This is a genomic window from Corynebacterium sp. sy039 (assembly GCF_007904105.1).
In the GTDB taxonomy this organism is placed as follows: Bacteria; Actinomycetota; Actinomycetes; order Mycobacteriales; family Mycobacteriaceae; genus Corynebacterium.
The window spans coordinates 1,624,880-1,644,980 of sequence record NZ_CP042325.1 but is presented as its reverse complement, the minus strand read 5'-3'; the positions used below and the strand labels follow the sequence as shown (position 1 = coordinate 1,644,980).

Annotated in this window: 17 protein-coding genes and 2 tRNA genes; 11 read left to right on the top strand and 8 right to left on the bottom strand. The window is 48.9% G+C overall.

Features of this window, described 5'->3' with window-relative positions:
- Nucleotides 1-11: 11 nt before the first annotated feature.
- On the bottom strand, nucleotides 12-2,093 hold the full coding sequence (locus FQV43_RS07410) for a TPM domain-containing protein (RefSeq protein WP_168195068.1): 2,082 nt from the start codon (nucleotides 2,091-2,093) through the stop codon (nucleotides 12-14).
- A gap of 342 nt (nucleotides 2,094-2,435) precedes the next feature.
- Here FQV43_RS07410 and FQV43_RS07405 point away from each other — a divergent pair, with 342 nt between their 5' ends.
- The 5 genes from FQV43_RS07405 (at nucleotide 2,436) to FQV43_RS07385 (ending at nucleotide 9,254) form a co-directional block, all read left to right on the top strand.
- The gene (locus FQV43_RS07405; RefSeq protein WP_146339770.1) at nucleotides 2,436-3,890 is read left to right on the top strand and encodes a hypothetical protein; all 1,455 of its coding nucleotides are present in this window, start codon (nucleotides 2,436-2,438) and stop codon (nucleotides 3,888-3,890) included.
- Between the two features lie 197 nt (nucleotides 3,891-4,087).
- Entirely contained in the window at nucleotides 4,088-5,356 is a 1,269-nt protein-coding gene (locus FQV43_RS07400) for an MFS transporter (RefSeq protein ID WP_144273285.1), read from the top strand.
- A gap of 339 nt (nucleotides 5,357-5,695) precedes the next feature.
- Complete coding sequence (locus FQV43_RS07395; protein WP_168195067.1) at nucleotides 5,696-7,177, top strand: hypothetical protein; 1,482 nt, start codon at nucleotides 5,696-5,698, stop codon at nucleotides 7,175-7,177.
- Between the two features lie 218 nt (nucleotides 7,178-7,395).
- Entirely contained in the window at nucleotides 7,396-7,968 is a 573-nt protein-coding gene (locus tag FQV43_RS07390) for a hypothetical protein (RefSeq protein ID WP_146339766.1), read from the top strand.
- A gap of 11 nt (nucleotides 7,969-7,979) precedes the next feature.
- Complete coding sequence (locus tag FQV43_RS07385) at nucleotides 7,980-9,254, top strand: deoxyguanosinetriphosphate triphosphohydrolase (RefSeq protein ID WP_144273282.1); 1,275 nt, start codon at nucleotides 7,980-7,982, stop codon at nucleotides 9,252-9,254.
- A gap of 29 nt (nucleotides 9,255-9,283) precedes the next feature.
- Here FQV43_RS07385 and FQV43_RS07380 read toward each other — a convergent pair whose 3' ends face one another.
- The gene (locus FQV43_RS07380; RefSeq protein ID WP_146339764.1) at nucleotides 9,284-9,793 is read right to left on the bottom strand and encodes a ribonuclease domain-containing protein; all 510 of its coding nucleotides are present in this window, start codon (nucleotides 9,791-9,793) and stop codon (nucleotides 9,284-9,286) included.
- Between the two features lie 101 nt (nucleotides 9,794-9,894).
- On the opposite strand from FQV43_RS07380, the gene glmS reads away from it, so the two are divergent.
- Together glmS and dnaG are read left to right on the top strand one after the other, a co-directional pair.
- Entirely contained in the window at nucleotides 9,895-11,772 is a 1,878-nt protein-coding gene (gene glmS / locus FQV43_RS07375; protein WP_146339762.1) for a glutamine--fructose-6-phosphate transaminase (isomerizing), read from the top strand.
- Nucleotides 11,773-11,862: 90 nt separating this feature from the next.
- The gene (gene dnaG / locus FQV43_RS07370) at nucleotides 11,863-13,755 is read left to right on the top strand and encodes a DNA primase (protein WP_144273279.1); all 1,893 of its coding nucleotides are present in this window, start codon (nucleotides 11,863-11,865) and stop codon (nucleotides 13,753-13,755) included.
- Nucleotides 13,756-13,771: 16 nt separating this feature from the next.
- On the opposite strand, the gene FQV43_RS07365 is transcribed toward dnaG, so the two are convergent.
- Together FQV43_RS07365 and FQV43_RS07360 are read right to left on the bottom strand one after the other, a co-directional pair.
- Nucleotides 13,772-15,280 carry a PTS ascorbate transporter subunit IIC gene (locus FQV43_RS07365; RefSeq protein WP_146339760.1) on the bottom strand — a complete coding sequence of 503 codons (1,509 nt, stop codon included), beginning with the start codon at nucleotides 15,278-15,280 and terminating at the stop codon, nucleotides 13,772-13,774.
- Nucleotides 15,281-15,283: 3 nt separating this feature from the next.
- On the bottom strand, nucleotides 15,284-16,099 hold the full coding sequence (locus tag FQV43_RS07360) for a PTS sugar transporter subunit IIA (protein WP_146339758.1): 816 nt from the start codon (nucleotides 16,097-16,099) through the stop codon (nucleotides 15,284-15,286).
- Nucleotides 16,100-16,307: 208 nt separating this feature from the next.
- Here FQV43_RS07360 and FQV43_RS07355 point away from each other — a divergent pair, with 208 nt between their 5' ends.
- Entirely contained in the window at nucleotides 16,308-16,688 is a 381-nt protein-coding gene (locus tag FQV43_RS07355; protein ID WP_144273276.1) for an SdpI family protein, read from the top strand.
- Between the two features lie 101 nt (nucleotides 16,689-16,789).
- Here FQV43_RS07355 and FQV43_RS07350 read toward each other — a convergent pair whose 3' ends face one another.
- The 3 genes from FQV43_RS07350 to FQV43_RS07345 all read right to left on the bottom strand — a co-directional run bounded on the left by FQV43_RS07350 (nucleotide 16,790) and on the right by FQV43_RS07345 (nucleotide 17,498).
- Entirely contained in the window at nucleotides 16,790-17,032 is a 243-nt protein-coding gene (locus FQV43_RS07350) for a hypothetical protein (RefSeq protein ID WP_144273275.1), read from the bottom strand.
- A 140-nt stretch (nucleotides 17,033-17,172) separates the two neighbouring features.
- The gene (locus FQV43_RS10125) at nucleotides 17,173-17,340 is read right to left on the bottom strand and encodes a hypothetical protein (protein ID WP_168195066.1); all 168 of its coding nucleotides are present in this window, start codon (nucleotides 17,338-17,340) and stop codon (nucleotides 17,173-17,175) included.
- Between the two features lie 85 nt (nucleotides 17,341-17,425).
- Nucleotides 17,426-17,498 (bottom strand) — tRNA-Asn (locus tag FQV43_RS07345).
- A gap of 217 nt (nucleotides 17,499-17,715) precedes the next feature.
- On the opposite strand from FQV43_RS07345, the gene FQV43_RS07340 reads away from it, so the two are divergent.
- Nucleotides 17,716-17,789: transfer RNA gene (locus FQV43_RS07340), tRNA-Ile, on the top strand.
- Nucleotides 17,790-17,837: 48 nt separating this feature from the next.
- On the top strand, nucleotides 17,838-18,680 hold the full coding sequence (locus FQV43_RS07335; protein WP_146339756.1) for a serine hydrolase: 843 nt from the start codon (nucleotides 17,838-17,840) through the stop codon (nucleotides 18,678-18,680).
- A 5-nt stretch (nucleotides 18,681-18,685) separates the two neighbouring features.
- Here the strand turns inward: FQV43_RS07335 and FQV43_RS07330 are convergent, their stop codons facing one another.
- Entirely contained in the window at nucleotides 18,686-18,985 is a 300-nt protein-coding gene (locus tag FQV43_RS07330; RefSeq protein ID WP_146339754.1) for an acyl carrier protein, read from the bottom strand.
- 71 nt (nucleotides 18,986-19,056) lie between these two features.
- On the opposite strand from FQV43_RS07330, the gene FQV43_RS07325 reads away from it, so the two are divergent.
- A complete protein-coding gene (locus FQV43_RS07325; RefSeq protein WP_146339752.1) occupies nucleotides 19,057-19,992 on the top strand; it encodes an alpha/beta fold hydrolase in 936 nt (311 codons plus the stop codon).
- Nucleotides 19,993-20,101: the final 109 nt, after the last annotated feature.

Sequence of the window (20,101 nt, the reverse complement as noted above, 5' to 3'; positions counted from 1 at the left end):
AAACTACCCGGTTAGAAGCTGCCGCTGCGACCACTACCGCCGCCAAAGCTACCACCCATACCAGAGCCGCCACCGAAACCACCGCCGAAACCGCCGCCAAATCCGCCGGAGTTTCCGCCGAGAATCTGCCCGAGCACCATGCCAGTGAGGAAAGAGGTACCGGAGCCACCACCAGTATTGCGACGCTGATAAGAATCCTCATCATGACGCGCATGACGCAATGCACTTTTCGCACTTTCTGCTGCTTGTCGAGCTTGCTGGGTAGCAGTGCGTGTGTGCGTGATTCTATTTTGTAGGGCTTGGGCAAAGAGTTGCTGGGCGTCGGCAAGCTGAGTGCGTGCACGAGAACCAATGACACGACCACGCGTAGAGATGAAGTCATTAGCGGCTTGGATTGCTGCTTGTGCTGCTGCGGCTTGCTGGTCAAAAATCCGCAGCTGACGCTCATGCTGGCTTGTTTGCTCGCGTAGCACATCGAGTTGTTCGTCTAGACGAGAGTCAATGTCGGTCAGTAGTGTCCACGAGCCAAGCGGATCGTTTTTCTTATTTCGTACTGTTTCGAGTGCGCCTTGTGCAGCAGCGACGATAGCGTCAAGTTCGGCCCAGTCTGCAGCTGTGCCTTGCTGTTGTCCTTGTTCGCGCAGGTGTAATGCCTCGGTGATTTCTTCATCGATTTCTGCTTTGAGTGCAGGCAGTTGTTCTTTCGCCAACAAGATATTGTCTTGTGCGTGCTCAATGGCGCTCAAAGAATTATCAGCGTGTGCTAATGCTTCTTCCGCATTACGAATCGCTGCTACTAAACCACTCTGTTGCCCAGCAGGTTTAGCCACAAGAGCTTTACCCATTTCGAGGTTTTTCTCGGCCTGCTCGATACTTACCTGAGCTAGGTCAGGATTGTGCACAATGGATTCAAGAATTTCTGCTGGGTACGTCTGATTGAGGGTATCCAAGGTTTGTCGTGCTGCGCTAAGGCGTGCCCTCGCCTCGATAGTTTTCTGGGTGATTGTGTCGAGCAACTCTGGTGCGTTGATGAGCACATTGCGCAGTTGTGCAAAGTTTTCTGCTTCTTTATCGAGAGCGTCGTCGGCAAGCCCGCAGGTAGAGACAATTTCTACTAGGACGCTGCGTTTTTCAATTGGGTCTTTGATACGCCCGGAGTTAATCTGACCCATGAGCGAAAATGCTTTTTGCAAGGTCATCGTAGAGTGGTTCATTGCGCGAGTAAAAGTACGGATACGTTCTGCACCAAACTCTGCCTGAGCAAGCTCTAGTTCTTGTTTTGCATTGCGGATTGACTCATCGGTGGAAACCAATTCCTCTTCTGCCAAAGTATGCAAGGTTTCTAGCGGCAGCTGTTCTAGTTCCTCGGTTTTATGCGGTGCAATTGCGCGCCCAGCCTCGAGGTTTTGCTGGTGTGTTTCTTTGCGCCTGCTTCGGCTGTACGCCCATGCGCCACCACCGACAAGAGCTATACTGCCCACTCCTGCCCCGAGCCAGAGCGCACTGTTACCACTGTTTGCGCTGGTATTCGTTTCTGTGCTTGGTATATATGTGGAAGTATCTCGGGCTGCGGTGAGGAAAGCATCGATAGATGCGCCGACCGCAGTGGCATCATTTTGGAGTACCGCAATACTGTTTTCATAGAGGCTATCGACGCTGCCGCCACGCCAATTCTCGCCAACCTGAACCGCAAATTTACGTTCCTCCATGCTCAAGGCATACACTGCGGTATTTGATTGTGTGCCACCGTTTTTGCTCAATACTTGTGAGCTCCACACCGTAGGATTAGTGCCATCAAAGTTTTTTGCAATAACGACGACAATCCGAGCGCCTAGTTCCTGCTCAACATCAGTGATGGTCTGGGTAATGCGTGTTTTTTCTTCTTCACTGAGCACATTATCTGCGTCGGTAAGCGACTGCGGATACGATGCTGGTGCTTCAGCCAGGTAAGTCAGGTGCGTGGAAGGCGTGGTGGCACTGGCATAGAGTGGGGTGGCAGTAATACCCACAGCGCTTATCCCCGCGACGCAGCTAAGGCGGGCAGCTTTAGCGAAGAAACCTGATGATGACGTTGAAGAAAAAACCGTTGGCATAGTGTTCATCATAGTGATTTTGGGGGTATGAGGTTGGTTGAGGGGTGTGGTATCTGCTTGTTGTGGTGTATTGAGTGAATTTGTGGTTATGATGAGTGTGCTTTTAGGTTTTTCTCAGCTTTGTTTTGAGGGAATCTGGAAAGTGTTTTTTGTTCTTTTTCCTAGGAGAATAGAGGAAATAATGTTGTTGAATCGTTTTGCTAAGCGTGCTGCGGCTGTGGTTGCCGTTGGTGTGCTTGGTGCGGGTTTTCTAGCCCCCCCCCCTCGGTATTAGCCGGTGGCGGCGGTGATAATGTTCATGGTTATTGGGGTGGTGCGAACTGCGATACCGGTACTACCTGTGTGAAAAAAATTGGTGATAAAGCAGAAGTTACCTGGCAAGTACAGGTAGCACCATTAGTACAATCTGAGGAGCATATACAGACCTCGAAGAGCGCGCAGATTATGGTGCCTGCAACGGTTGATGTGAATTCTATTCGTTTAACTCATATGCCTACGCGTCCTGAGTATGGTGATGAGTCCAAGGGGGAGGATCCTAATAAGACCTATGGGAAAGATATTCAGGGCAATACTGTAGGAGGGGCTCTTGAAGATGATGGGGAAGTTATTGCTGAGTTAAAGTCTGCTCCTGCACAGGAAGTGGATTATGAGGTTCCCATTAAGGATAGTTCTGAATTAGATTTATCTAATGTTGAGCGTGATGCTACGTATGGTATTACTCCGTTTTATAAGTTTACTGCTGAGGAATCAGAGAAGTTAGGGCAGCCTTGGGGTGTTGAGCTTTCGTCTTTTGCTGATCAGCCTGAGTGGAATTTTTACCAGATTAATTTGGGGAATGATGCTGGTGTTTATACTTTTGAGGTCACCGGTACTGTAGAGGCTGTTGGTGAGGATACGTATGTGCCAATTCGTGTTGACAATCTGATATGGAAATGTTCTTCCGAAGATCAATTTGGTAGTGCTGAGGAAGGGTGTGCACCGCTGAAGAGTAATTATGATTGGGCTCAAAGCGGTGAATTACCTCCTGTGATGACGAAAGAGCAGTCTGAATATACCCATGAAGAGATTGTTAATGTGTATAAGAATAGAGGGACTGAACATGGTCTGTATTATGCCGATACATGTGTGCCAACGCTGAATACGGATCGCTTTGATACGATTAGTGTTGATCTTTATCCTGATCGTAGTGCTCGCTATCAGAAATATGTGAATACGTTTAATCTTCGCTTGAATCCTGGGCTGGATTATTATGGTTCACTGCTTGGTCGTGAGGATAACTGTGATCAGGGTTTCCAGCATATTACTCTTTGTCCTGATGAGGAGACTGAGGTTCCACCTAGTGAGGAGCCTGTAGAGTCTGAGGAACCAACGCCTTCTGACGAGCCACAGGAATCTGAAGAGTCTACGCCTTCTGAGGAGGAGGTTGAGCCTGCTAAGCCTTCTAAGGAAACTGAAGAACCAACTTCTAGCGAGGAGCCACAGGAATCTGAGGAAAATAAGCCTGTGAAGCCTGGTGAGCGTCCTGAGGAGCGTGAGGAGCCTAAGGTTTCTGTTGTTTCGTCGACACCTCCTGACGCGGACACTGATTCTGAGGTTGTCACTACCATTGTTGAACCTGAAGGCAAACCTGCTCAACCTGAGCAGGATAAACCTGCCGATTCTAAGCCAGAATCTAACCCTGAGTCTAAGACCGTTATTTCTGAAAGTGTGAAGGATAACGTCGCTAAGCAGGCTAAGACTGTTGCGAAGAAAGACCGTCCTAAAGTTACTACTGGTGGTCACTTGCGCGCAGCGTAATCCTGTTCCTTAGAAAACTAAAAGTCCTGGCACTAACCAGTGCTAGGACTTTTCTGTGTTTCTTAGGTTCTGATGGGAGCTTTCCAACTAGGTTAGATTCAAGAGAAAAGTCTTTAGCCAACCGCGCTTTGCTACGTTTATTGCATGCCCTAACGGGCGTTTTGAGTTACAGTCACGATTGATCAGCGAGGAAAAGTATGAGACGTATTGAACGATACTATGCCAGTTCCAATATGTTCGACGCTTTCGCCGGACGCACTGTAGATCTAATAACGCAACTTGTCGTAGTAAATCAGCTTGGATTCACGGGTACGGAGCTGGGATTTCTGAGTTCTCTCTCGATTGTCTTGTACTTAGTTTCCGCTGTACCCATTGGGAAGTTGGTCGACTCTTTAGACCCGATTAAGGTATTGATTTACGCCTTGACGGTTAAGGCTGCTCTCCTCACGGCATTTGCTTTTCTTTATTTGTCTGGAGGATTGTCATTTTGGACCATTCTGGTTCTTCAGGTTCTTCAATCGTTTGTCGGTATTTTCATCGACAACTCTCAAATAATTACAGCGGTATCAATCCAAAAAATTGTGGGAAATTCCAAGCTGGTTGCCCAGCTTGAATCTGCAGACAAGATGATCGGTATTGCTGCCCCTGGTGTGGTAGCACTGATTGCAGCAGGGGAATTCTATAGGGAAGGATATATTGGGGCAGCAGCACTCGCGATGTGTGCCCTAGCAATGATTGCATTCCCGGTAAGAAGAATGGTTCAGAATGTTAGCGATACCAACATTGACGAAAGCTCTAGCCAGCTAGAGGACACTGACGGTAAAGGAACGCTTCTTAGCGGCTTCTTATTCATTGCACAGAGTAAGGAACGTCTGATACCGGTACTACTCATTGCCGCAGGAAACCTTGGATTGGCCTTTATCGACTCTCCACAATCGCTGTTCTTGCTGCGGGAAGTAGGAATGAATCCGTCGGGCTTTTCAACCCTGAACATAATCGACGCCCTTGCAGCTCTTTTTGCATCAGTGTTGGTAGTACGACTCATTGACCGTTTCGATTTCGCAAAAATGATTACGCTAGCAACTTTTGGTCAGGTGCTCTCAGCACTGTTTTTTCTGTTCGTGGTTATTTGTGACGCGCCAGCATTCATTTTCACGGCAATTTCGGGCGCACTGTGGTCGATAGCAGCCACGTTCATCAACGTCTCCGCAATGAACTACTTTGTTAGCCAGCTGCCTCAAGGGAAAATCGGCGTGGGACTTTCTTCAATGCGAACGTTTGTTATGGCGGTGGTTCCACTAGGAGCAATCTTGGGTGGATATAGTGCAGATCGTGTGGGATACGCGTTCTCTGTCATCGTTTGGACTGCAATAGCTATTGCGACGTTTCTCATTGGGCTGAGTCAGTTTTTAGGACGAAAATCTGCTCCATCTATTGAGCACGATGTAGATACAGAAATCGCTTAAGTAACTTCCTTGCCCTGTTTGTCTGTTTGCTTGCCTGTCACCGCCTGTTCTTCTGTGGAGTCCTAGTGCCAGTTGGTGCTAGGACTTTCTTCATGTCTTGGGTTATGATGAGAAATGCTTTTAGGTTTTTCTCAGCTTTGTATGTTATGGCTGGGATGGCTTGGAAAGTGCTTTTTTTGTTCTTTTTCCTAGGAGAATAGAGGAAATAATGTTGTTGAATCGTTTTGCTAAGCGTGCTGCGGCTGTGGTTGCCGTTGGTGTGCTTGGTGCGGGTTTTCTATCCCCCCCCCCTCGGTATTAGCCGGTGGTGCTGATAATGTTCATGGTTTTTGGGGTGGTGTGAACTGTGATACGGGTTCTACCTGTGTGAAGCAAGTGGGGGATGAAACACAGGTTACCTGGCAAGTGCAGGTAGCGCCATTGGCGATGGGTGAGGATCAAATCCAAACCTCGAAGAATGCACAGATCATGATCCCATCTACGGTCAAAGACGTGTCTATCAAATTGACGCATATGCCTGTTAAGCCTAACGAAGATATAGATCTTTATACGAGTTTTATGCCTGTGCGTATGGTTGATTATCAGGTTCCTATCAAGGATAGTTCTGAATTAGATTTATCTAATGTTGAGCGTGATGCTACGTATGGTATTACTCCGTTTTATAAGTTTACTGCCGAGGAATCAGAGAAGTTAGGGCAGCCTCGTGGTGTGAATCCTTCGTCTTTTTCGTATCAGCCTGAGTGGAATTTCTACCAGATTAGTTTGGGCAGTGTGGGTGGTGTCTATACTTTTGAGGTCACCGGTACTGTGGAGGCTGTTGGTGAAGATACCTATATTCCGATTCGCGTTGATAATGTGATGTGGAAATGCTCTAGCCAAGATGTGTTTGGTAGCGCTGAGGAGGGGTGTCAGAGTCTGAAAAGTTATCACTGGGGGCTTACTAATGAGTTGCCTCCTGCGTCTATTCCGATGATTCATGAGGATGAGTCTGCGTCTTCAGCTCGTAAAGCAGAGATTGTTCAGCGTAATAAAGAAATCGCCCTAGAGAATGAGAAGATTGCTGCTTTGTATGCTGATCAGGGTACTCGCCATGGTTTAACAAGTGTGGGAACCTGTGCAGTTACTCGTAATACGAATCGTTTTGACATGATTGGTAACGATATCGAGGCTGGTGGTGATAGATATGAGAAGTATGTAAATACGTTTAATCTTCACTTGAATCCTGCGGTGAATTATTATGGCGCACTATATGGTGCTGAGGATAATTGTGATCAGGGTTTCCAGCATATTACTCTTTGTCCTGATGAAGAGACTGAGGTGCCACCTAGTGAGGAGCCTGTAGAGTCTGAGGAACCAACTCCTTCTGACGAGCCACAGGAATCTGAAGAACCTACGCCTTCTGACGAAGAGGAGGTTGAACCTGCTAAGCCTTCCAAGGAAACTGAGGAACCACGGGAGTCTGAGGAACCAACTCCAAGTGAGGAAACTCAGGAACCTACTCCTTCTGAAGAACCACAGGAACCTGAGCAGGAGAAACCTGTGAAGCCAGCTGAGTGTCCTGAAGAACGTGAGGAACCGGTTAAGCCTGTTGTTCCACCAACTGTGCCTGACACAGACACAGAGGTTGAGCAGGGTGAGGTTGTTACCACCGTTGTAGAGCCTGAGCAGGACGAACCTGCCGATTCTAAACCAGAATCTAAGCCTGCACCTAAGACCGTTATTTCTGAAAGCGTGAAGGATAACGTCGCTAAGCAGGCTAAGACTGTGGCGAAGAAAGACCGTCCTAAAGTTACTACTGGCGGACATCTGCGCGCAGCGTAATTCTTGCTTAAGAGTTGAAAGCTCCCCGCTGGTTGGATCAGTACATGATTCTTAGCTGGCGGGGAGTTTTTGCGTTAGTTGACTCAGGTGGTATGTGATGAGTGTTGTTTCGCGTCATGATGAAATGTGCAGCTAGGTGGATAGCTTAAATATCTTTTGACAGTCTTTCCTATGGCGGTGATACTGAGCTTGTCGGGCGTCTATGAAGGGATTACAGTATGCGCAACCACCGCAATTATGGAAAATTACATACGCATATATCCTATATCCTTTGTTTCTTAGTAGTTTTACCTTTTCTTTCTTCTCTTGAAGCGAAGATTAGTTCTGATTTTCTCATTTCTTTGGTTGCTTTTCCGTGGTTGTGGTTATGGATTGGTTTTTGTGCTGCTTTGGTTTTTGCTGATGCAGGCGCGTTTGTGAGCATTATGCTTGGGGCTGTGTGTACTGGGGCAGCGTTAGCAATCGAAACTGGTACGGATGTGCTCTTAGGTGTTGGTGCTAGCTTTACTCCGGTTGTAGAGGCGGCAATGTGGTTTATTGTTGGTACTGGTTGTGGCTTTGTGGTGGCGTTTTTGGGTTGTGTTGTTATTACTGCACGTAGGCCTGTGGCATTATGCGCGTTGGTTACTTTTGCTGTGCTCATTGTGTTGTCTTTTGGTTGGGAACTGAAAGTCAATAATCCGAGTGCTCGGTCGATTATTTATGGTGTGATGTGGCTTGTGGTTAATATATTCGCCCTGGTTGCAGTCTATCGACGCTGGATTGCTGGGCGAGGCACGAGAATCGTCTAGAATCGTCAAGGGTGAGCTACCACTACATTGATCAGGATTGTCAGCGCCGGTATTCAGAAGGGGAAAAGGGAAGTGTGCTCATTGCGCACACTGACACCCGTCACCCTTTTGCGCGTGATCGTGCGCGGGTGTTGCATTCTGCGGCGCTGCGTCGTTTAGCTGATAAAACACAGGTAGTGGCACCTGGGATTGGTGATACGCCGCGTACTCGGCTTACTCATTCTCTTGAAGTGGCACAAATAGCGCGTGGCATCGGTAGCGGGTTGGGCTTAAATGCTGATTTATGCGAGATGGCTGGTCTTACTCACGACATTGGGCATCCACCGTATGGGCATAATGGTGAGCGTGCGCTCGACCAGGTCGCACAAGACTGTGGTGGTTTTGAGGGAAATGCGCAAACGCTGCGGATTTTAACTCGCCTAGAGCCAAAGATTCTTGACGAGAGCGATACTTCTTTTGGGCTTAATCTCACCCGCGCAGCTCTCGACGCTGCCTGTAAATATCCGCGCACCAAAACCAATACCGATGGCAGTATCAATAAAAAATATGGTTGCTATGACGAAGACCGTGACATTCTTACGTGGATACGCCAGGGGCATACTGATGACCGTCCTTGTGCAGAGGCTCAGGTCATGGATTTTAGTGATGACATTGCGTATAGCGTCCACGATGTAGAAGATGGCATTATTGCTGGCAGAATCACATTAAGTGTGCTGTGGGACTTCGTCGAATTAGCTGCATTGGCGCATAAAGGGGCACGAGCTTTTGGCGGTGAACCAGAGCAGCTTATCGACGCCGCGGATCGCCTGCGCGATCTTGACGTAGTAGCCAGTGCCGCAGAATTCCACGGTAGGTTGCGTGACTACACTCAGCTCAAAGCAATGACTTCGCAGTTGGTGGGCAGATATGTAGGAGCAGTAGTAAGCGCTACCCAAGAAGCAGCTCAAGGGCAGCCATTGGGGCGAATGTATGGCACGGTAGTTATTCCTGAACAGGTATGGGCTGAGGTGACGTTGCTCAAAACCATTGCGGTGCTCTATGTGATGGATCAGCCTGCGCATTTAGCGCGTCAAGATCGGCAGCGCGACCGTATTTTTAGAGTCTACGATTATTTTTCCGCAGGTGGCGCTGGTACTCTTGACCCTCTCTTTCGCCTGTGGTGGGAGCAGGCTGATACTGCTGCACAACGTGAGCGAGTCATTATTGATCAAATTGCGTCAATGACAGAATCGCGTTTGGAGCGGGTAGCTGCTCAGGCGGCACAGTGGTCGGGTTTCCTGGGATAGTCCTTTGTTGCCACGCTAGAGTCGCAGCGTTAGTCCTCAGCGTCAGGTATGGCGCAAAAACTCTCGTAATGATCCTCAGTGTAGTACCATACCTCGGGGTCGGTTTCTGTGCCGCCACCTGTGACAATCCTTTTCTCTCCTCGGTGCCCAAGACCTGGGGTTTCCACGGTATATTCGCGGTAGTAACTACTGCTTTGGCGGGGGAGTTTGCGCTCATAGTTGCCAAAGTGAGAACCATCAGTCTCTGGAAACTCATAGGGACCACCCTGCAAAATATCGGCTACGACTTCCTCGGCCTCTGCCGGTAAAGTATCCAGCTCACAGTTTTTGAGTGTTGCGCGACCCGCCTTAGCGGATTGCGTAGCACCAGCGGGTAGGCGTGCGCTTTTTGTGCTGGTTGCATGAGCGTCGTTAGTGGAATTATCGGTGGAATTATTGTGCGAAATGCCAAACCAGATGCCGGCTAATGCGAGTGCAGTGGTGCCAGCACCGGCAATCAATTTTGAGGTAGTTTTGGGTGACCGTGATTGTCCACTCATAGTGCTATGGTGGCATAGTTGTTCCTGGAACGCTAGTAGAACCTTTTGGCAGCCCCAAGCCGTGCCCCACTAGAGGCATATTTGGAGTAGAATGCGACACTATGTGTGGAATTGTTGGATATGTAGGCTCTTCGCAATCAGCTGCAGAATATACAGCTTCAGATGTTGTTTTACAGGGGCTTAAACGTTTGGAATATCGCGGTTATGATTCCGCAGGTATTGCCGTTGCCTCTGAAAAGGGCATTGCTTTTTGTAAAAAAACTGGAAAAGTTGCGGTTTTAGAAGACGCTATCACCCAATCACCACTAGGCAGTGCTCAGGTTGGCATTGGGCATACGCGTTGGGCAACTCATGGTGCGCCCAGTGATACTAATGCGCATCCGCATATTGTTGCCGATGGTCAGGTTGCTGTTGTCCACAATGGCATTATTGAAAACTATGCTGAGTTAAAAAAAGAGCTCACTGATAAAGGCTATAACTTTGTTTCTGAAACAGACACAGAGGTAGCAGCTACGCTCTTAGCTGATATTTTTGCTCACGACGCGCAGGCTCAAGGCGATTTAAGCCATGCCATGCGCCTGACCAGTAAGCGTTTGGAGGGGGCGTTTACCCTTCTGGCTATTCATAAGCAATGCCCGGATCGTATTGTGGCATCGCGCTCTGGTTCACCCTTGCTGGTTGGTGTAGGCGAGGGGGAGTTCTTCCTGAGTTCTGATGTCAGTGGTTTTATTGAATACACGAAAGACGTCGTCGAGCTGACAGATAACCGAGTGATTACGCTTACCGCACAAGGTTATGACATTACTGATTTTGACAATAACCCTGATGAGGGCAAGAAATTTGTGGTGGAGTGGGATATTTCTGCTGCTGAAAAAGGCGGCTATGACTTCTTCATGGTCAAAGAGATTCATGACCAACCCACTGCCGTGCGCGAAACCCTCATGGGGCGTTTTGATGAGAATAACAAGCTCACTCTCGACGAACTCCACATTGATGAGGCAGTGCTACGCAGTATAGACAAAATCATTGTTATTGCCTGTGGTACAGCTGCTTATGCTGGTCAAGTGGCACGCTACGCCATTGAGCATTGGTGTCGTATCCCTACTGAAGTAGAGCTCGCGCATGAGTTCCGTTACCGCGACCCCATTGTGAATGAGAAAACCCTGGTGGTTGCGTTATCTCAATCTGGTGAGACGATGGACACGCTCATGGCAGTGCGCCACGCTAAAGAACAAGGCGCAAAGGTACTCGCCATCTGCAACACCCGTGGTTCCTCTATTCCACGCGAGGCAGACGCAAACCTATACACCCATGCTGGCCCAGAGATTGCAGTGGCCTCGACCAAAGCATTCTTGGCGCAAATCACAGCATCCTATCTGCTGGGTCTGTATTTAGCACAATTGCGTGGCAATATGTTTGCTGATGAGATTGAGCTTATTGTGCGTGAGCTCAAAGCCATGCCAGATAAAATTCAGCAAGTTATTGATGCTAAAGCAAGTATTGAAACCCTGGGCAAGAATATGCAAAATGCCAACTCGGTGATTTTCCTTGGTCGCCATGTTGGTTTCCCAGTAGCACTCGAAGGTGCCCTGAAGCTCAAAGAAATTGCCTACCTCCACGCAGAAGGTTTTGCTGCTGGTGAGCTCAAACATGGTCCGATTGCCTTGATCGAAGAAGGACAACCCGTGTTTGTGATTGTCCCTTCTGCAAAAGGGCGTAATTCTTTGCACGCAAAGGTAGTGTCTAATATCCAAGAGATTCGGGCACGTGGTGCGATTACCATTGTGATCGCTGAGGAAGGCGATGAAGTCGTAGACGCTTACGCTAACCATGTGATTCGGATTCCTCAAGCCCCAACACTGTTGCAGCCTTTGCTTGCTACTGTGCCATTGCAGATTTTTGCTTGTGCCGTTGCTGCGGCTAAAGGCTTGGATGTGGATCAGCCACGCAATTTAGCTAAGGCAGTTACTGTGGAATAATCCACGGCACGCGCCTGGGATACGTGGGATATGTGAGGTAGTAGCGGTGCCCAGGGTGGCATCTGCGGTGAAAGGAGGTTGAGCAGACATATGAGAAAAGGAAAAATACCGGCATCTGATGTGCAGGCAATTCGAGAGAGAATTAGCCTAGAGGACGTCGTCGGTGAGTATGTGCAGCTCAAGCCTGCCGGTGCTGATTCGTTGCGCGGGCTTAGCCCATTCAAGGACGAAAACACCCCTTCTTTCTTCGTGCGTCCGCAACACGGCTACTACCACTGTTTTTCCACTGGAAAAGGCGGAGATGTGTTTGCTTTCCTCATGGAAATGGAGCACGTTTCTTTCCCGGAGGCAGTGGAAATATGCGCAGACAAAATTGGGTACCGAATTAACTATGAGGGTGGTTCCACTGGTGCCCGCAGAGAAGAACCTGGAACCCGTAAACGCCTCATTGAAGCTAACCGAGCAGCACATAAGTTTTACCGAGAACAATTAGAAACACCTCAGGCAGCCACTGCACGTAATTTCTTACTCAACCGTGGGTTTTCTAAAGAACTCATCTATTCCTTTGAGTGCGGTTATGCCCCCGAGGGCTGGGATACTCTCACCAAGCAGTTACTTCGTCAAGGCTTTAGTTTCCAGGAACTAGAGGCTGCTGGTTTATCGCGCATGGGTAAACTCGGGCCCATTGATCGTTTTCATCGCAGACTACTCTGGCCGATTAAAAACATATCGGGTGATGTAATCGGATTCGGCGCCAGAAAACTTTTCGACGACGATAACCTCGGTAAATACATGAATACCCCGGAAACGCTCTTGTATAAAAAATCAAAGGTACTCTTTGGCCTTGATGTGGCAAAGCGTGATATTGCTACCAGACACCAGGCGGTAGTCGTCGAGGGCTATACCGATGTGATGGCCATGCACGCAGCAGGGATTACCACAGCAGTAGCAGCCTGTGGTACTGCTTTTGGCGATGATCACCTGCAAATGATCCGTAGGCTCATGCTTGACGATAACTTCTTCCGCGGGGAACTCATCTATACTTTCGACGGCGATGAAGCTGGACAAAAAGCAGCTATGCGTGCTTTTGAGGGGGATCAAAAATTTACTGGGCAATCCTTTGTTTCAGTGGCACCAGAAGGAATGGATCCTTGTGACCTGCGTCTGCAACGTGGTGATAGTGCTGTGCGCGAACTTATCGCCTCAAGGGTTCCCATGGTGGAGTTCGCACTCCAAACCCTCATTGCCCAATACTCTCTTGATTCTGTGGAAGGGCGCTTACAAGCACTGCGTCGCACAGTTCCAGTGGTCGCAAGTATCAAAGACAAACCACTTCAAGATGAATACGCCAGGCTATTAGCTGGGTGGATTGGTTGGCAAGACCCGCATGAGGTAGTGCAGCAAGTACGAGCACAAGCACGCAAACCCCGTACACCACAGCGCAAAGCACAGCGTTTTCATAATGCTGCCCCTGCCGCTCAACCTGACTCAGTGCTATCTTTGCCCAACCCCAAAGATCCGCGGCTTTGGACACAGCGCGAATGTCTGAAAATTGCCCTGCAATACCCTGAGGCTGTGGGAAAGCGATTCGACGACCTCGCCCCACAAGTATTTACCCATGAGACATACCGAGCGCTCAAAAAAGCAATTGATTCTGCTGGTGGGTGCAGTGCGCAGCAATCAGGGGCGCAATGGATTTCCTCGGTAAGCGATCATATGCTCGATCTCGTAGGAAAATCATTAGTATCTGAACTTGCAGTAGAAGCATTCCACGTTACTGAAGAAGATTTCTTGCCACACATCGACACCACATTGGCTAGATTGCAAGAGCAACAGATCGGCAACCAAATTGCCCTGCTCAAGGGCAAAATGCAAAGAATGCGCCCATCAGAAGATGAGCGCACTTACAATGCGTTATTTGCCGAACTTGTGGAATTAGAGCAGCGTCGTCGGGAGCTATTGGACTTAGCTTTTGGTAGCTAAGGCGCTCCTTGGGCCACTACTCATACTCAATATGGGCTGGTGGAATAGGAGCCCCATGCGGGCGCGGAATTTTGGGATAATCATGCTGTTGCCTAGAAGCAGATACCTTAGGTGTTTCTTGAGCAGCTAGCGGTGCAAGATTTTTCTGCGCAAGCAGAGCCAACCCCAGCACCCCAACACCAATGAGCAGAATGAGAATCAGTCCCACAGCCTGTCCGGCGTGAGTGCTGTATCCGATGAGCAAGCCCAACCAACCAAAGTCGGCGTCGCCAAAAGTGGTGGTGTTTGAGCTGAACTTACCCAAAACAGACATCAAAAACGCAGGTAAGAATGTGATGATGAGTCCATTAGTCAGCGCGCCAAAAAATGCTCCCCGACGCCCACCAGTGGCATTACCATACACACCAGCCGCACCACCGGTAAAGAAATGTGGCACAAGACCAGGCAAAATAAGAGCCACACCGAATGCGGGTGATAACCATGCAGAAAGCACAGCCAAGCCAAGCAGTCCGCCTAAGAATGAAGCAAAGAACCCAATCAGCACTGCGTTTTGTGCATAAGGGAACACGATCGGACAATCAAGAGCAGGAATCGCACCAGGAACTACCTTATCGGCAATGCCTTGGAATGCGGGAATCAGTTCACCCAACACTGTACGCACCCCGAAAAGAATAATGGCAACACCAACACCAAAGGTGAGCCCTTGGGTGACAGACTGCATAAAGTAATTACCCACTGAACTGGCCTCTTGCTCAAAAATGGCAAAGGCATCCGTGTTGCCTAGTCGTGGCAGTGCTATTGCCGCAATGATCACATACATCAGTGCCATCGAAAGCGCAGTAGTGACCATAGAATCACGCAAGAACTTTAACCCAGAAGGCAGTTGCAGATCCTCTGTGGAAGGGGAGGGGCGAGCTATTTTATTCAGTGCGCTGCCAACGCACGCCGAGCTAACATAGCCCAAGGTACCAAAATGCCCCATTGCGATGGAATCATCACCAGTGATTGTGCGGGTCCATCGCTGGGATAGTGCCGGCAAAGAAACCATCATAATGGCAAGCACAATAGCGCCGACAAGAATCACAGTCACACTGTTATACCCTGCGGTGTCAAGGATAATGGTCAGCATTGTTGCCATGAATAAGGCATGGTGACCAGTGAGAAACACATACCTCAGGCTGGTAAAACGCGCAATGACTAGGCTAAGTCCAAAACCTAATATCAACAGCCAGGCTACTTGAGAGCCATATTCTGCTTGCGCAATTCCTGCGATTGCCTCATTGGTGGGAATAACACCTTGTGCACCGGTAGCCGCATTAATCATTGCCCCCAATGGTTCGAGTGCGCCCGATACTACACCAGCGCCTGCACCAATGAGCATGAAACCCAGCACAGCTTTTAAGGCAGCACCAATGACATCACCAACACTGCGTCGTAGCGCAAACAATCCGACTGCGGTGATGATACCAATGAGAAATGCGGGCACTGACAAAATCTCATTAACAAGAAACTCTAGAATCTGCATAGGTTATTCTCCAAGGTCATAGATGGTACGAAGCACATGATCTACTTCTTGTGGGGAAGAAAAATTCTCAATAACATACACCGGTATGCCAATCTCGCCCAAGGTGCGCGCGATAGCGTCGGACGTGAGAACAAAATCAGCCGACTGGGCTTTTCCCTTTGCAGAAATTGTGTCTGTCGCCTCCACCGAAACATAGCTTGACCAGCCCCAACGCTCTAGTACCTGTTCGAGGGTGCTTTTGAGGAAAAGCGAAGTACCTAATCCATTGCCGCACACGGTCAAAACGTGACCAGTGCTTTCTTGCTTTTCGACGTTCGCCTGAGCCTTCTTCACTGCGCTCGTTGCGCTCGTTGTGCTCGTTGTGTTTGGTTGGGCACCACCAGCAAGTATCTCTGCAATCTGCTCCGGGGTCTGCGCTTGGCTGAGTGCTTGGCGAGTGCTCTTGGTGGACAAGAGGGTAGCAAGGCTGCGCATAGCGTCGATATGTGCGTGAGAATCAGCTGCTGCCAAAGCAAAAACTATATGCACTGGATCATTTTTGGGGTGCCCAAACGTGATGGGGGTACGCAGCCGCACAAAAGAAAGACAACTGCGTATAACAGCGTCAGAGCTGCGGGCATGAGCAAAAGCAATACCAGGAGCAATGACAATATAAGGACCATTCTCAGTGACATTATCAATCATTGCCTGAGTATAGGCGGCAGTAATACTATTGCTGCGCTCTAATAATTCACCTGCAATGCTTATGGATTCTTGCCAGCTATCAGCGCTAACATCGAGGAGAATCCGATCCCCAAGGAGATCATTAAGACTAGACATGAGCTCTTTTCTTACAAGTAGTAAAAACACGAAGTGATTAACTATCCTAACAGCGGCAGCCGACGTTACTAAGCACAATATGGCGCAAGAAGGGGCGAAGTTAAAAAAAGTAAAGGTTCGATGAATCTTTCATCACGAAGGACTACGAGGTCACCGCGGTTATTTACAATAAAAGAGCAGGGACGTTCACAATAAGGAAGGAAAAACCATGCAGATTGCTGCTGTATTCATCGCTGCTGTGGGACTGATTCTATTGAGCACATTGTGCTTAAGTATTCCTAATACAGCTACCTCGGGAAAACTATATCGCAATTCAATAATGGGACTACGGACAACACAAACCAAAAAATCTGATGCAGCGTGGCTGCAGGGTCATAAAGAAGCCGCACCTATCTTGAAAGTGACAGGAATGCTCGTTATTGCCCTCACCGCAGTGCTACTCATTTCAGCATTTTTTGTGCAGGATGTTCCATTTGTTTCTTTGACCACCGGAGCTATCTCTTATGTCTTAGCGATAGGTGGAATCATCTGGGCAGCTGTTATCGCAGATAAAGCTGCAAAAAAGGTAAATAACCAGGTAGCGGCATAATTTATTTCCGCTGTCTTGCGTCGTGCGGCTTGTCTAGTGCGACAAAAAGCTCTTGGTCACCGTCGATTGTGTTGAGATCGCGGTAGCCAAGAGCTTTTGTATTAGTCGTGATCTGGTTCCAAAATAGTGGAATTATCTTTAGTCCTAATGTTTTTTACTTCCTTCATCCGTGGCTGTGGATCAATTTTATTAGCAATCACCCGACGAGTGGTGGTCACTGCCTTTTTAGTAATAGGGGAATTAACGGCTGTGTGATAGCCCTTCTTGATTTGTTCATATCTGCGTCGCCCTGCTTTAGTACCAAAAATATAGCCAGCAGCTGCACCTACGACGAATTGAATCATGAAAATAGCCTCCCATATTATTGTGAACCTTCTGCCCACCACTATACGGGTTTTAGCACAGGAAGGGGGAAGGAAGTGGTGGCAGGTCAGCTGTTAACACACTTGCGTGGAATTACCCCTATCCGCATTCTCTTTGTGCATTACTCGTTTGTTTCCTCTAGTGTCATCCGCTTAGTCATTTCAACAGTTTGTCTCCAAGCCTGACGTACCTCATCACTTGTCATTCCTGGTCGCCAAGACTTCAACAACAAAACCGACACCAGTTCTACACCAACAGCCACCGAAGTCATCAATATAGCCGACGACACAAACCCCACTATCGCATAGGTGAGCGCATAATACACAGCAGTAACTCAAAAAACCGCCTACACTTTTGTAGGCGGTAGAAGAAAGCTCCCCCAACTGGGCTCGAACCAGTGACCCTTCGATTAACAGTCGAATGCTCTGCCAACTGAGCTATGGAGGAATGTTATCTAGCTGAAACGCATCAACGCGTTCAACCGAAATAAACTATATCTACCCAATCTTGCACTTGCAAATCTGCAGCTTATTGCATATTTTTCTCGAAAGTTATTCTTCCGTCCATAAGCTACTTGCCCTTTTTTCACTAGAGAGCATTCTAGTGTTATACTTTTCTAGTCTTGCGTGCGGTTGCCCAGCAATCACACATAAGAATGGTGTTAGGGGCTATAGCTCAGTCGGTTAGAGCTGCGGACTCATAATCCGTCGGTCCCCGGTTCGAGCCCGGGTGGCCCCACACATAGGCTCCGCAGCAGTATCGCCGCGGAGCCTTATAATATGCCCTATGGATCTTGAAGCACATTTGGCACAATGGGACGTCACCAACAAAGCAGCAGCAGTGCTTGACTGGGGCGATAATGCCCATGCTCATGGCGTCGAAAGCGCACTCGTTGCTACTGCTGGCGATATTCACCGCGTTTTTGAGCTAGCCAGCGTCACAAAACTACTATGTGCCTACGGATTTCTCATTGCCATCTCAGAAGGGGTTGTTGAGCTAGATACCCCATGCGGTCCCACGGACGCTACAGTAAAACACCTATTAGCTCATGCCGCAGGAGTGGGTTTTAGCCAAGACGACCCAATCAAAAAACCTGAGCAGCGCCGCATCTATTCTTCCTACGGTTTCGAGCTACTCAGCGCGGCAGTAGAACGCGAAACAGACATTCCCTTTCCCGAGTACCTCCATGAAGCAGTATTCGCCCCATTAGGTATGCACAATTCTTTATTGCATGGCAGCGCAGGGCACGGCGCACGCTCGAGTGTTCATGACCTCACGCTTTTTGCTCGTGAGGTGCTATTCCCACAGCTTCTCGACGACCAGACAGTAGCACAAGCCTGCCACACCACATTTCCTGGTCTAGCCGGAATCGTGCCTGGCTATGGAATGTACAAACCCTGCGACTGGGGGTTGGGCTTTGAGATCAAAGGTGCAAAGAACCCACACTGGACAGGGCAGAGTATGCCCAGCGATGTGGTAGGGCATTTTGGGCAGTCGGGAACATATATGTGGCTGCATCGTCCTAGCAAGCGAGCAATGATAGCGCTGACCGATCGAGCTTTTGGACCGTGGGCTAAAGAAGTATGGGGTCAAACCAATGACCACATCTGGCAGGAGTTAACCCACTGAGCACGTTACCCTTGGGTGGCGTCGATAAGTACTGCAAGATCAGCAATGCTCATGGTTGCCCGAACCTTGTCGCTACGTAGCTGCTGTGGAAACTCAATCTCCAAGCGCACTGCGATCTCAATGATATCGAGCGAACTCGCGCCGAGGTCTTGCAAGAGAGTGCTCGTAGCAATGGATTCTGGTTCTTCGCCAAGGACGCGGGCGATGATGGTACGAATTTTTTGTGCAGTTGTCGGTTGGGCAGTGCGCGCATCAGAGTCCTGAGTGCTCTGGAGTTTTGCTAATTGTTCTTGCAGCGAAGCCATCCTTGTCCTTTCTGCCCATGAAGATTTAGTTCCTTGCTAAGTTTATGCTGCACTCGACTAGACTACAACGCATGGCTTTTCTTCGACTAACGAAACGTTCCAAGCGCAATCATGGGCTTGCTAGCGTGCCGGCAACACCGCCACGCGGGGAAGAACATTTTTCGACCAAGCGCACAGTGGGCAAAAATACCTATTTCCTCACCGGCCCTGAAGATAGCGCAGTAACAGTCGTGTTCGTGCACGGCTTCACTCTTGCCGCAACCCAATGGCAATACCAAACTGAAGAAATAGCACATCGAGCTCGTTGCCTGCTGCCTGATTTTCGCGGGCATGGACAAACCCCCCAATATCCCGTGGCAGAATGCAGCGTCGATGGAGCTGCCGATGATGTCTATGCAGCCATCACCGACGCAAACATTACCGGACCGATTATTCTTGTCGGGCACTCTCTAGGCGGAATGGTCAGTTTTAATCTCTTACGACGCTACCCCAAGCTGCGCAAACAAATACGTGGCATGGTGCTCATAGCCACCGCAATCGAATCCTTTTCCGGAAAAGGTACCCCTCAACTCTTAAAGCTCCCCGTGGCAGATGACATTAGAAATGCTATGGAAATCTCTCCAGAAGAAGCGCAAAAACTACGCTCGGAGTTTGCGGCTTTGATTGCCCCCACGCTGGGTGTGACCATGTTCAAGAACAGTGGCATGAGCCCCGCAGTGAAACTGCACGCACAATTGCTCAATTCCACTCCCATAGAAACCTATGTCGGTTTCCTTGATGATCTAGAAAAACACGATGAGTTAGCAGCAGCCCAAGCAGTAGCTGATATTCCCGCTGTAGTCATCGTTGGTGACAAAGACGACGTGACACCACTGGCACAGGCAGAGAAGATTTGTGAGCTTATGCCGCACGCTGCGTTGCAAGTAATACCGCAGGCGGGGCATATGTTGCCGCTAGAAAACCCTGCCGTTGTCAATAAAGCAATTGCGCATTTCATAGCTCAGTAATTATTGGGTTCTAGCTGCATACGCCACTCATATACATAACGCGCTACCTCACTTAGGTGAGGTAGCGCGTTGAGCTTAATCGAGGTTTGTGGCGCGAAATGCGCCTAGC